This is a genomic window from Hyphomicrobium sp., from assembly GCF_003987855.1.
Taxonomy (GTDB): Bacteria; Pseudomonadota; Alphaproteobacteria; order Rhizobiales; family Hyphomicrobiaceae; genus Hyphomicrobium_B.
The window spans coordinates 89,298-100,871 of the sequence record NZ_RXIZ01000016.1 but is presented as its reverse complement, the minus strand read 5'-3'; the positions used below and the strand labels follow the sequence as shown (position 1 = coordinate 100,871).

The 11,574-nt window shown below is 59.5% G+C and carries 13 protein-coding genes and 1 pseudogene; 8 read left to right on the top strand and 6 right to left on the bottom strand.

What is annotated here, in order from left to right; translation table 11 throughout:
• Positions 1-27: 27 nt before the first annotated feature.
• Positions 28-405 (bottom strand): 4a-hydroxytetrahydrobiopterin dehydratase, encoded by a 378-nt coding sequence (locus EKK30_RS16390; protein WP_290986641.1) that lies wholly within the window; start codon positions 403-405, stop codon positions 28-30.
• A 113-nt stretch (positions 406-518) separates the two neighbouring features.
• Here EKK30_RS16390 and EKK30_RS16385 point away from each other — a divergent pair, with 113 nt between their 5' ends.
• From EKK30_RS16385 to fae, 7 genes are all read left to right on the top strand, one after another.
• The gene (locus EKK30_RS16385) at positions 519-1,496 is read left to right on the top strand and encodes a beta-ribofuranosylaminobenzene 5'-phosphate synthase family protein (protein ID WP_290986640.1); all 978 of its coding nucleotides are present in this window, start codon (positions 519-521) and stop codon (positions 1,494-1,496) included.
• 19 nt (positions 1,497-1,515) lie between these two features.
• Positions 1,516-2,421, top strand: coding sequence for an NAD(P)-dependent methylenetetrahydromethanopterin dehydrogenase (locus EKK30_RS16380; RefSeq protein ID WP_290986639.1), 906 nt, complete (start codon positions 1,516-1,518; stop codon positions 2,419-2,421).
• Positions 2,422-2,424: 3 nt separating this feature from the next.
• Positions 2,425-3,603, top strand: a complete 1,179-nt coding sequence (locus tag EKK30_RS16375; RefSeq protein ID WP_290986638.1) for an ATP-grasp domain-containing protein — start codon at positions 2,425-2,427, stop codon at positions 3,601-3,603.
• The gene (gene mch, locus EKK30_RS16370; protein ID WP_290986636.1) at positions 3,593-4,552 is read left to right on the top strand and encodes a methenyltetrahydromethanopterin cyclohydrolase; all 960 of its coding nucleotides are present in this window, start codon (positions 3,593-3,595) and stop codon (positions 4,550-4,552) included. Before EKK30_RS16375 ends, mch begins: the two co-directional genes overlap by 11 nt.
• Entirely contained in the window at positions 4,536-5,510 is a 975-nt protein-coding gene (locus EKK30_RS16365) for a RimK family alpha-L-glutamate ligase (RefSeq protein WP_290986635.1), read from the top strand. Before mch ends, EKK30_RS16365 begins: the two co-directional genes overlap by 17 nt.
• Entirely contained in the window at positions 5,507-6,370 is an 864-nt protein-coding gene (locus EKK30_RS16360; protein ID WP_290986634.1) for a triphosphoribosyl-dephospho-CoA synthase, read from the top strand. The genes EKK30_RS16365 and EKK30_RS16360 overlap by 4 nt, the downstream gene beginning before the upstream one ends.
• 230 nt (positions 6,371-6,600) lie before the next feature.
• A complete protein-coding gene (gene fae, locus EKK30_RS16355) occupies positions 6,601-7,113 on the top strand; it encodes a formaldehyde-activating enzyme (RefSeq protein WP_013947261.1) in 513 nt (170 codons plus the stop codon).
• Between the two features lie 191 nt (positions 7,114-7,304).
• Here fae and EKK30_RS16350 read toward each other — a convergent pair whose 3' ends face one another.
• The gene (locus EKK30_RS16350) at positions 7,305-8,015 is read right to left on the bottom strand and encodes a HisA/HisF-related TIM barrel protein (RefSeq protein WP_290986633.1); all 711 of its coding nucleotides are present in this window, start codon (positions 8,013-8,015) and stop codon (positions 7,305-7,307) included.
• A gap of 59 nt (positions 8,016-8,074) precedes the next feature.
• On the opposite strand from EKK30_RS16350, the gene EKK30_RS16345 reads away from it, so the two are divergent.
• On the top strand, positions 8,075-9,085 hold the full coding sequence (locus EKK30_RS16345; RefSeq protein WP_290986632.1) for a hydantoinase/oxoprolinase family protein: 1,011 nt from the start codon (positions 8,075-8,077) through the stop codon (positions 9,083-9,085).
• Positions 9,086-9,139: 54 nt separating this feature from the next.
• Here the strand turns inward: EKK30_RS16345 and EKK30_RS16340 are convergent, their stop codons facing one another.
• The 4 genes and pseudogenes from EKK30_RS16340 to EKK30_RS16325 all read right to left on the bottom strand — a co-directional run.
• A complete protein-coding gene (locus EKK30_RS16340) occupies positions 9,140-9,415 on the bottom strand; it encodes a hypothetical protein (RefSeq protein WP_290986631.1) in 276 nt (91 codons plus the stop codon).
• Positions 9,416-9,548: 133 nt separating this feature from the next.
• A complete protein-coding gene (locus EKK30_RS16335; RefSeq protein WP_290986630.1) occupies positions 9,549-10,730 on the bottom strand; it encodes an SAM-dependent methyltransferase in 1,182 nt (393 codons plus the stop codon).
• Positions 10,727-11,308, bottom strand: coding sequence for a DUF447 domain-containing protein (locus EKK30_RS16330; protein WP_290986629.1), 582 nt, complete (start codon positions 11,306-11,308; stop codon positions 10,727-10,729). Before EKK30_RS16330 ends, EKK30_RS16335 begins: the two co-directional genes overlap by 4 nt.
• Positions 11,308-11,574, bottom strand: a pseudogene (locus EKK30_RS16325) (uridylate kinase); the annotation flags it as partial. The pseudogene EKK30_RS16325 and the gene EKK30_RS16330, both read right to left, overlap by 1 nt.

The window sequence follows — 11,574 nt, the reverse complement described above, 5'->3', positions numbered from 1 at the left end:
GGCGCCAGAACTTTTCTTCATCGCCGGTCAGTCGTACTTGATGTAGGCGAAGCGCATATCGCCGCCCGGCGTGCCTTCCAGCCCCTTCCCTTCCTTGCCTGGTTGCCAATGGACGACCTCTTCGATCTTCTTGGCGAGTTCCAGATCCTTCGACGTGATACCCTTCGCCGAATGCGTCATGAGACGCACCTCGACCCACGCGTATGAGCAAGTGATGTCAGGATGATGCCAAGCGGCTTCAGCCAGATGCCCGATCGTATTGACGACCATGAGGGTGCCCTTCCAGCTGGCCGTCTTGTAGGTGCGACGGATCCAGCCATCCTCAAGCTTCCAGGACGGAAGGTTGGCGGCCAGCCAAGCATTAACGTCGGCTTCCGCCATCGGTTTTTCGCGTTCTGCACTCATCTTGCCCTCGACCTCCAATTATCGGACAACTCGCTCTCAAAATCCTACCGCTGCCGCTGCATGGAAAGCAAACGGCCGTAGATGCGGCACTTCATATGAAAGGATCGTGTTTCGTGAAGCCCTTACCGGCGACTTCCGCCGCACTTCGCGTTACGGCGCCGGCACGGCTCCACTTGGGCTTCCTTGACCTCAACGGCAGCCTTGGACGCCGATATGGCAGCATCGGCATGGCGATCGATCGTCCGAGCACCCAATTGACCATCTCGCGCGCCGATGAGAACTCTGCGATCGGGGCGGAAAACCGCCGCGTCCTTAAACTTTTGCGCAAATTCACCGATGATGGCCGCACGGGCAGTTACGCCGTTGACGTTGCGCACGCCATACCGGCTCATGCTGGGCTTGGATCAGGTACGCAGCTCGCGTTAGCCGTCGGCGCCGCAATTGCGAGACTGGAAGGCCAACATTTATCAGCCGCCGACCTTGCTGCTTTGGGAGAGCGTGGTGCACGCTCCGGGATCGGACTCGAAGCGTTCATTTCAGGAGGTTTCATCGTCGACGGAGGAAAGGGCACCTCCGATCACCCTCCCCCGGTAACGCTACGCACGGACTTCCCCGTAAACTGGCGGGTGATGCTCATTCTTGATCCGAGTTTTACCGGCGTCTCGGGCGAAGCCGAAACCACCGCTTTCGCCGATCTCCCCCCGTTCCCCGACAGCCAAGCTGCGCACATCTGCCGCCTCGTTCTGATGAAGCTCGTACCGGGTCTTAAGGACGAAGACATTGCCGCATTCGGGTCTGCAATCACCGAAATCCAGGAGATTGTCGGCGCTCATTTCGCGTCAAAACAAGGCGGTACGCCCTGGACGAGCAGGTCGGTCGGAGAACTCGCTTCGCGTATGCGAGATTTGGGCGCCACGGGCATTGGCCAGAGCTCCTGGGGCCCCACGGGATTCGCCTTTGTCGACAGCCCGAAAGCGGCAGAACGCCTCTATCATTCTTTATACGAAGACGCTAAACGCGACGGGCTCGAAATCCTCATAGCCCATGGCCGCAACACCGGCGCCAGCATCGAAACGCTGCGCAATTCATAACGAACGGAGCAATCAACAAATGAGCGACGCAACCCCTATTCTGCATATGCTCGCGCCGCAGAAGCACATGAGCCCCTTCGACGTGAATATGGCCGCTGATGCCGGCTATAAGGTCATCATCCCCTATATCAATGTCGAGCTCTCGGAAGTCACCGGCCTCATCCAGGACGCCATTTTTTCGCGTCCGCCGAATTACGGCGTTCGCACCGGATTCTTCATGGGTGGCAAGGACGCGATCCTGGCCCTCGACATGCTGGAAGCCGCCAAGAAGGCGATGGTGCCGCCATTCGAATGCTCCTGCCTCGCTGATCCTGCCGGTTCCTTCACGACGGCTGCCGCTATGGTCGCCTGTGTCGAGAAGGTGCTGAAAGAGAAATTCGGCCGGACGTGGAAGGGCACGAAGGTCGCCGTGTTCGGCGCGACGGGCGTCGTCGGCTTTGCATCATCGATCATTTCGGCGCTCGAAGGCGCGCAGGTGAAACTTGTCGCTCATCGTGGCATTGATCGCGTCATCAAGAACGCCAAGATTTCCAAGGAGCGCTTCGGCGTGGATCTCGAGCCGGTAGCCGGCGAAACCGACGACCAAAAGAACGAAATCATCGCCAATGCCGAAGTTATTTTCGCAGCGGCGGCAGCGGGCGTGCGCGTCGTCTCCAAAGAGCAGATGCAGAAAGCCAAAAACCTGCTGGTGATGGCCGACGTGAACGCCGTGCCGCCTCCGGGCGTCGAGGGCATGGAGCTTTTCATGAATGGTGAGAAGCTTCCCGAGTCGGACGCGCTGGGCGTTGGCCCGCTCGCGATTGGCGACATCAAGTACAAGTGCGAATCCGGCCTCTTCAAACAGATGATCGATTCCGACAAACCGCTGTCGCTCGACTTCCGCCACGCCTATGAGCTGTCCAAGAAGCTTGTCGGCTTGGCCTAAGCGTTGAGCGGGGAGCACGTCCTCATCGCCGCGTTCTCCGGGCGGAGCCTCGCGCAATCCGCCCGGCGCGCAGGATTTCGCCCCCTCGTCGTTGATGCCTTCGGCGATCTCGATACGCGAGAAGCCGCCGAAGACATTCGTGTCATCGAAGGGGCAATGACCACTGGCTTTCGTACGAAGCCACTCGTTGCAGCGTTGGAAGAGCTCAGCCGGTCGGCGGCAGGCAAGCCGATCGGGCTCGTTCTCGGATCCGGGTTGGAAGACAAAACCCGCCTGATCGCGACGCTAGCATCGCGCTTTCATCTACTTGGATCGGACGCCGAGACGGTTCGGTCGTGCAAAGATCCTGTAAAGTTCTTCGCCACCCTCGACAGGATCGGCGTCGCACATCCCCGAACGCAGACCGAGCCGCCGACATCGCCCGAAGGTTGGATTTCGAAACGCATTGGTGGCAGCGGGGGCCGACACATCCGAGATTGCGGCTCTCACACGGCCCCGAAACCGCGCCAACGCCGATATTTTCAACAACGTCTGTCGGGCACTCGGTATTCGGTGGGGGCAGTGTTCTCAGGCTCTCATACCGGTGGTAAGCCTTCAAACTCCTTTTTTCTGACAAGGCAATGGACAGCGCCCAGTCGGACGCATCCGTACCGCTTCGGCGGCTGCGTTTCTCAACCGGATATCGAACCTCACCTTCGCAGCGAGCTGATCGATATTGCGATCCTCGCTGGAGACGCCTTGAAGCTTTGCGGCATGGCGTCCTTTGATTTCATCGTCGACGCGGGCAAACCTTTCCTCCTCGAGGTCAATCCTCGCCCTGGCGCTTCGCTGGATGTCCTCGACAGCACCACGGGGGACATGTTCCAGACTCACGTTGCCGCTTGGACAGGCGGCAAATCCTCATCGCATTGGCCGGTCACCGCTCTGCCGAAAGCCATGGCCATCCTTCACGCCGATCGTGGCGCACTCGTTCTTGGTGAGCCCCCATGGCCCAATTGGAGCGCCGATCGCGGCGCGTCCGGCACGGTTGTTCCCAAAGGCGCCCCACTCGCCTCCGTGCTTGCCGATGGCCCAACGGCCGATGCGGCAGAAGCCCTCGCCCGCCAGCGCTTGGCGGAACTCGAGGACCTGATATACGAACACGCCAATCCCGATCCGACCGGAGTTCAAAATGGTAAATAAACCGAGCGTCTCTGCACGCGCCACCAAGCTCGTAGAAAGCGTCGTGAGCGATGCGGATGCGCTTCGCATCGAGGTTACGACGGGTAGCCACGGCGAACGCCTGATCGATATGGGGGCCAAAGCGGTCGGCGGCCTCGAAGCCGGACGCCGTCTCGGCGAGATCTGCATGGGCGGCCTCGGTCAAGTTGCCTTTACACAGTCTTCTGGCCTGGCGAACTGGCCACTCGGCGTTGTCGTCACGTCGAACGATCCCGTTATCGCCTGTCTCGGCAGCCAATACGCGGGCTGGTCGATTTCGGACGAGGAATCGGGATTCTTCGCCCTGGGTTCAGGACCAGCGCGCGCTATCTCTCGCGTCGAAGATCTCTTTCAGGAGCTTGGATACACCGACCGGTATCCGGAAACGACGCTCGTGATCGAAGGCGATAAGGCTCCGCCACCCGCTGCCATCAAGAAGATCTCGGAAAACTGCGGTATCAATCCGCGCGGCCTGACAATCATCTACGCCACAACGTGGAGCTTCGCCGGCACGGTTCAGATCGCATCTCGCGTGCTTGAAGTGGCGATCCATAAGGCGCACGCGTTGCACTTCCCGCTCGAGAACATCCTCGACGGCATGGGCACCACGCCGATTGCCCCACCTGTCCCCGATTTCGTCAAGGCAATGGGCCGCACGAACGACGCCATCATCTACGGCGGACGCATCCATCTCTTCGTGAAGGGACCGGACAGCGACGCGCAGCGTCTGGCGGAAAGTCTGCCGGCGAGCAACAGCGATGCATATGGCAAGCCGTTCGCCGAAATCTTTGCCGACGTCAAAGGCGACTTCTATAAGATCGATCCCATGCTGTTCTCGCCGGCACAGGTGGTCGTCTCGAATGTCGAAACAGGTAACACCTTCCGCGCTGGCGAACTCGCGCCGGGAGTGGTCGATGCGAGCTTCCGCTGAGAAATCGCCTGATCCTCTTCCCGGACTAGGCGACGGGCTGCACCTCGCTCTTCTCATCGAAGAAGGGCGAGGCGAATGGCACGCGCGGCGGATCGTGCGGTCGCTCGAAGCGATGGGCGCGCGTGTGACGGTCTCTTCGCTCCCGCATTGCGCTTTCGATACCGGTCTAGAAAGCGGGATCGACATTCCAGGCTTCAAGGGCCTCCTACCAGACGGTGTGTTCGTGCGCTCGATTTCTGCGGGCACGCTCGAACAGATCACCTTTCGCTTGGGCCTCCTCCACGCATTGCGGGAGAGCGGCGTGCGGGTCTGGAACGACGCGCGCGCCATCGAGCGATGCGTCGACAAATCCCAAACGACATTTCTCCTGCACAAGAACGGCATTCCAACGCCGCGAACGCGCGTGTGCGAAACGCTTCCGCACGCCCTCGAGTACACGGAAGGTCTCGACCGTCCGCTGGTGCTGAAGCCGCTCTTCGGCAGCCAGGGCAAGGGTATCGGCATGGTCTCGCAACAGAGCGAATTGCCCGCGCCCGAGACAGTCGATCAGATGTACTACATGCAGGATTACGTGCCGCCGAAGGACGGCTTCTACGAGGATTGGCGCGTGCTTGCGACGCGCCATCGCGTGATCGCCGCCATGACGCGCCGCGGGACAACGTGGGTGACGAACATTCACCAGGGCGGCAAGGCCCGCATGCATCTTCCCGATGATGAAATGACCCGCGTATCCATGGCGGCCATGCGCGCTGTGGATGCTGATTACGCGGGCATCGATCTCATTCGCTCCGCCTCGGGACAATTGCAGGTGCTGGAAGTCAATTCGAACCCGGCTTGGCGGGGCTTGCAAAGCGTTGCGGACGTCAACATCGCTTGGGCGATCGCCGAGGATTTCCTCAAGACCGTAGTTGCACATCGGGCGGCGATAGGAGTTCCGGTCGCCGCGACGATGCCATGAGGAACCCTCGGACGCCGGCCGAAATCAGAGCGGCGTTTCTGTTCGCATGCAATGCCGAACTCGACGCCCTGAAGCCGGGCAATGTCCACCGCCACTCCGCCGGACACGGAATGGAAGTCCGGCATTTCGAGAACGCAGCCCGCGCTGCCGCGGGGCCGATCGCCGACCCCGAACTTAGCGTCGGCAAACGTATTCTGCGCGCCACTGAAGCAAGTGTCGCTGCCGCTGGCCTCAACACCAATCTCGGTATTGTTCTTCTTTGCGCACCCATCGCCAAGGCTGCGGCGGAAACCACCTTCGACGTTGGATTGCGCCGCCGCTTAGGCCTGATCCTGTCGGCACTAGATGAACAGGACGCGGCTGACACCTTCACCGCGATCCGGATCGCCAACCCTGCCGGAATGGGAAAGGTCGATCAAGGCGACGTCCATTCACCACCGGTCAAGCTAACCTTACTCTCGGCCATGCAGCTCGCGGCCGAGCGAGATCGGATCGCGAATGCCTACGTAAGCGTCTACGCTGATGTCTTCGATTTCGCGCTTCCGATTTTTCGAGACGTGTTATTCGGATCCGAGTTGGATCTGACATTTGCAGTAACCACGCTGCACATGGCGCTGCTCGCCGAATTTCCCGACACCCACATCACTCGTAAGTTCGGCCCTGAAGTTGCCGAGCAGGTGCGAAACGACGCGCGCGTTCTAAGGCCGCACTGGTCGCCTTTTGCAACTGCGAAATCGCTACCTATTCTTCAGGAATTCGACGCAAAGTTGAAACATGCGGGCCTCAATCCGGGCACCACTGCCGATTTTGTGGTCACGACCGTTTTTGCCGACGCTTTGATCAATCGGAAAGACGTCTGAAGGGCGATTCCCCTCAACTTAAGGGCTTGTCTCGCCCGATGACCTGAGGCAATACAGGCGCCGTGCCCGCACTGTCTGCGGGCCTATTCACGACACCGACGCTGGTACTCATGACAACCTGGGCGGTAAGTGTGTGGATATTCATCGCCAGAGCAGTTCAACGATATCCCGCCTTCTGACGGGGGGTAGTTGTCGCTCGTATCGTTTCATTCGTGGGAGGAACCCCCCTAATGGCCAAAATCAACAAAGTCATGGTCGGCGAGTCGCTCGTCGGCGACGGCAACGAAGTCGCGCACATCGACCTCATCATCGGACCGCGCGGTTCGGCTGCTGAAACGGCGTTCTGCAACGCTCTGACGAACAACAAGGACGGCTTCACGACGCTTCTCGCCGTCATTGCGCCGAACCTCCCCTGCAAGCCGAACACGATCCTTTACAACAAGGTCACGATCAAGGACGCCCGCCAGGCTGTTCAGATGTTCGGACCGGCTCAGTACGGCGTTGCGAAGGCTGTTCAGGACTCGGTCGCTGAAGGCGTGATCCCGGCTGCTGAAGCTGACGATCTCTACATCGCTGTTGGCGTGTTCATCCACTGGGAAGCCGCCGACGACGCGAAGATCCAGGACTACAACTACCGCGCCGTTAAAGAGTCGATCGCTCGCGCTGTCGCTGGCAAGCCGACGGCTGCCGAAGCTACCGCTCAGCGTAACTCGGTACAGCATCCGTTCGGTGCGAAGGCTTGAAGCGGAAACCGTCCTCAGCAGGTAGAAAACAAAAATGAGACTGCCCCTCCCATGAAGGGGGGTCTGCTGCAGCGATTGGGTAGACTGCTCTCGGGCCGTTACAGCGGTTAATTTTCGAGAATAGGCCTTGGCCGCAACTGGGCTTGGTTCTCGGCTGGAGTGGCTCCTGCCAATTCACTGAACTGGACAATTCAACGGCCGGCGATCTCTTTGAGATCGTCGGCCGATATCTTTCCGGAGTGAAGCGCCGATGCGATCAGCGCGCCTCTACCTCCAATCTTGCGGATCTCATCGAGATCATCGCGATCACGAACACCACCTGCCGCGTAGACTCGACGGCCGTGAGCCCGTGAAACGATATTGTCTAAGCGATCGATGTCCGGCCCATCGTTGGCACCGACGCGATCGAGCGTCATCACGATGACGCGTGAGGGCCAGAGCGAAGCGTCAGCCAGAATCGCTTCAGGTCCCATGAATTCTCCATGGCGGAAATCGAGCGACAAGACGGTTCGCTCAGGTGCCTCTGCCACGATGTCCTCCCAACTGCGAACCGTCTCGATACTCTCGGTGCCGACGACCAGCGTCGCCACGGGCGCAGCTAGAACAGTACGTGCGGCATTCCGGTATTGCGTTCCCGCATCGATCCAGATCTCAGCGCGAGGCAGAGCTTGGCTCAGGGCCGGCACAAGATGCGTGTTACGGCCGCGCCCCTCGATACCATCGAGGTCCGCCAGATAAAGCTTGTTGAACGGGAACAATCGGCCCAGTCCCCGCGCGACGTCGGCGGGGTCCGAGGATGATGGCGCGAGTGGTGTCTCGATCGGCTGATAACGGGAGCGCTGGCCCTTGAGCGCGCGAACCACCTTACCGTGCGCGACATCGATAACCGGAATGACGTCCACCACTTGCCTCCTCGATCCGCGAGTGTATCACAAATCGTTATATTGAGGCGAAAGCACAAATGGCCAAGGCAACGATCGGTCTCGACGTCGGTGGCGCCCATCTCAAGGTCGCGCGCGTCGAGGATGCACGGGTTACCGCTGTCCGGCAGATCGCGTGCCCGCTATGGCTTGGATTGGACCAGCTCGATGCTGCTCTCGCCGATGCCCAACCTCTCATCGCCGACGCAGACGTATGCGCGGTCACGATGACCGCCGAACTCACCGAGATCTTCGAGACTCGCGAGTCGGGTGTGGTCCAGGTCCTCGAGCGGCTGCAATCGCGGATTTCCGCAGAACTTCGCATCTATATGGGGCTTAAAGGCTTCGCAGCACCTCAGCTCGCGGCCGGCGATCCGATCTCAGTTGCATCGGCGAACTTTCTCGCAACCGCCGCCCTCGTCGCGCGAAAGCGGCGGGCTGCGCTCCTGATCGACATGGGCTCAACGACAACGGACATCATCGCGTGCGAGCGCCCGCTCGGATTGTCCGACGCCGAGCGCCTGCAGACGGGCGAGCTCGTATACACCGGCTTCACGCGAACGCCGGTCCCCTCCGTCGCGACACGCGCGCCCCTCGCGGGCCAATGGCAAGGGCTGGCGCGCGACGCGTTCGCTTCGATGGCAGATGTTCGTCGTGTTATCGGCACGCTTCCCGATGACGTTGACCAACATGCGACAACGGACGGCCGGGGCAAGTCGCAGCGCGAAAGCCTCGAACGGTTCGCGCGCGGCTTCGGCCGTGACGCGGACATGCGCCAGCTTTCGACTTGGCAGATATCTGCGGCCTACATCGAAGAACGCCAGCTAAGATCTCTGCACGACGGCGCGTTGCAAGTCCTGTCGCGACCCGGTACTTCCGTCGAATGCGTTATTGCAGCGGGCATTGGAGCGCGGGCGGCAGAACAGATCGGCGCTCGTCTCGCTCTGCCCACCACGGCATTCGAAGAGTTGATTGACGTCGCCCCGGAACATCGTTCTTGGGCCACGCGATGCGCGCCGGCGGTCGCTGTGGCGCTACTCGCACACAAATGAAAACGGCCGCAGCGGCAACGCTGCGGCCGTCGAAATCCGCCGGTGAGACTAAACTTAGTCGCGCTTCAGCCGAATGATATCGAACGAACCAGACTCCAGCTGCAGGTCGTAGGCGTGACCATTCGCTCGGCGTGCATCGTCGACCTTCCAAACGTGGCCGTCCCAGCGGAGCTTGCGCCATTCGACGAAGCCCATGCGATGCAGTCTCTCAGCGACGAAAGCAGGATCATCCGCGGGTTCGCGATGGCCGGCGCTTGCAGGCACGGCCGAAGCCAACGCGACAACGCTCGCAGCACATGCGAGGCGTACGATACGGGAGACTTTAGTCATCGAATTCAGCCTTCTCTTGCGTATGTTCGGGGGTAACCGGAAGCAAACAATGCCAATCCGGTTCAAGTTCCCTTTACATGCATTTCACGTCAGTGAGCAACAAATGAGGCGGCGTCAAATAGGCCAATATCGCTTATTCGGCAGCCTTGAGTTGTGAAGCAAGATGCTGTTTCGAAAAACCGATTGTTTCCTGCAATTCCTGGAATTGCTGACGGGCAGCAGAACGATCCACGGTTGCCGATTTCGTGGCAGCAATCAGGATATTCTTCGATGTGTGCTCGGTCGAAACAAATTCGATAAGCCGAACTTTGTATCCGGACACTTCTAGCAACAGCGCACGCGCCGCATCGGTGACAAGATCCGCCTGCCGTTGTTTTAGAAGCGGATATTTGATCAAACCTCGCAGGCCGTTTTGCGTATCGTGGATTTGAGGTGCGAGTTCATGCTGGCAGCAGGGCGCCGATAGAATAAGGCGTGCTCCGGCCTGGATGCCAAATGCCATCGCGTCGTCAGTGGCGGTATCGCAAGCGTGGAGCGCAATGACGATATCCATTGCTTCCGACGATGCACGAGCAGCCTCATCCGCGACAAACGTCAATCCCTTGAAATTGAGATCGCGTGCAAGGTCATTGCAAAGTTTGACAAGTTCACCTCGAACTTCGATCCCCGTGATCTGACAGGACCGATTCAAAACTGTCGTCACATAGTCGTAAAAAGCGAAAGTAAGATAGCCTTTCCCCGAGCCGATATCGACAACGGTCAACGGGCGATCCTTTTCGAAGTCGCCTTCGGGAATAAGGTCGGCGGCAATTTCGATGAAGCGGCAGATTTGCTTATACTTGCCTTGCATCGTCGGTTTGATACGGCCGTCGCGATCGGTAACGTCCAAGGCTTTGAGATACGGACGATCCGGCGCAACAAGATACGACTTCTGCCGGTCGTGGCTTTTCGGGGCCGATGCCGCCATCGTCGGCTTGCCGGACGCGAGATGGGGTATGCCCTTCCGGCTGTAGTCCAAGCGGAGATCACGGGCGCTCGTGAACAACGTCGCACTCATGAACTCGGCCCCGATCGATCTCGCGATCGATTCAACGCCACGCTCGATAGGAAAAGTCTTCGTATCGTCTTTTCTCGGAAAGCTGGTCACAAGCTTCAGCTGAGGTTTGTCTTTGATCATCACGAGCGTTGCAACGGCTTTACGCGGCTCGCCTTCGCCACGAAACTTCCCGAGCGAAAGTTTGACAAACGTGCCGTCATTGATCGCGGCGCGCAGCCCCGCGACGAACTCCGCTTTCGGATGTTCTGCGACGTTCATGATGTCTTCTGATCAAAGCGTGCCTGCCGCCAGGCCGAAACCTTCTCCATCAGCCACTCCCACGCTTCATCTTCGCGCGGTCCCGCCGTCTTGGAGATCGCTACTTCGAGGTACTTCAACTCGTTTTCCACTTTATCGGGTGGCAGCATGTGCAGCCGCGTGGTCAACACCGCGAGCTCGATAACGGCTGCCTGGGCTCGATTGAACCCCTCCCAAGCCTTGTGCATCTCTTCATCGACAATCGTGCAGAGGAAGCGAGGACGCTGATCGTCTTCGACCACGCGTTCGACCTCAAGCTCCCAATGCGAAACGCAATCAGCGAGTCGCTCTCCCTTTATCGTCCGCGTAGGCAAGAGTGGCCAAATCTTGCGTCCGGTCACGGCTCCAGCGAAGACACGGACATCATCGGTGTGGCTCGCCGCCGCAAAAGGATTGATCCGAAGATTTTCGAGCGTCGTCGATGGACGAAACGGCGCGATGATCCAATGCTCCCCATCATCGATCAGGCCGAGGGGCGCAATGTGGGCTTCCCCGCTTGCATTGAAGGTGGTGACGATGGTTTCGACAATGCGCGGCATCAAGCGGATCCTTCGCCTGCGAGAACAGCCAATAAATCGGCATCGTCCTCCGGGCCAAAGATAGACCATGAAAGCCCGGCGCGCGATACGATCTCGGGAAAGGCGTTATCGACAATCCCTTTTGCCGCCAACTCATCGGCATCGACATTCCGGCAATCGCTGGCAGACTTCAAAATCAGAAGGCGAGCGCCCATCAGCTCGGCAAGCTGCGCGGAAAGCGCGTCAGACGTAACATCCCAGCTCGCACAAACAGATTGATCTTCCCC

Bases quoted from the DNA above. Each gene is read 5' to 3' on its own strand.
- EKK30_RS16390 (WP_290986641.1), bottom strand. From the start codon at position 405: ATGAGTGCAGAACGCGAAAAACCGATGGCGGAAGCCGACGTTAATGCT.
- EKK30_RS16380 (WP_290986639.1), top strand. From the start codon at position 1,516: ATGAGCGACGCAACCCCTATTCTGCATATGCTCGCGCCGCAGAAGCAC.
- mch (WP_290986636.1), top strand. From the start codon at position 3,593: ATGGTAAATAAACCGAGCGTCTCTGCACGCGCCACCAAGCTCGTAGAA.
- EKK30_RS16365 (WP_290986635.1), top strand. From the start codon at position 4,536: ATGCGAGCTTCCGCTGAGAAATCGCCTGATCCTCTTCCCGGACTAGGC.
- EKK30_RS16360 (WP_290986634.1), top strand. From the start codon at position 5,507: ATGAGGAACCCTCGGACGCCGGCCGAAATCAGAGCGGCGTTTCTGTTC.
- fae (WP_013947261.1), top strand. From the start codon at position 6,601: ATGGCCAAAATCAACAAAGTCATGGTCGGCGAGTCGCTCGTCGGCGAC.
- EKK30_RS16345 (WP_290986632.1), top strand. From the start codon at position 8,075: ATGGCCAAGGCAACGATCGGTCTCGACGTCGGTGGCGCCCATCTCAAG.
- EKK30_RS16340 (WP_290986631.1), bottom strand. From the start codon at position 9,415: ATGACTAAAGTCTCCCGTATCGTACGCCTCGCATGTGCTGCGAGCGTT.
- EKK30_RS16335 (WP_290986630.1), bottom strand. From the start codon at position 10,730: ATGAACGTCGCAGAACATCCGAAAGCGGAGTTCGTCGCGGGGCTGCGC.
- EKK30_RS16330 (WP_290986629.1), bottom strand. From the start codon at position 11,308: ATGCCGCGCATTGTCGAAACCATCGTCACCACCTTCAATGCAAGCGGG.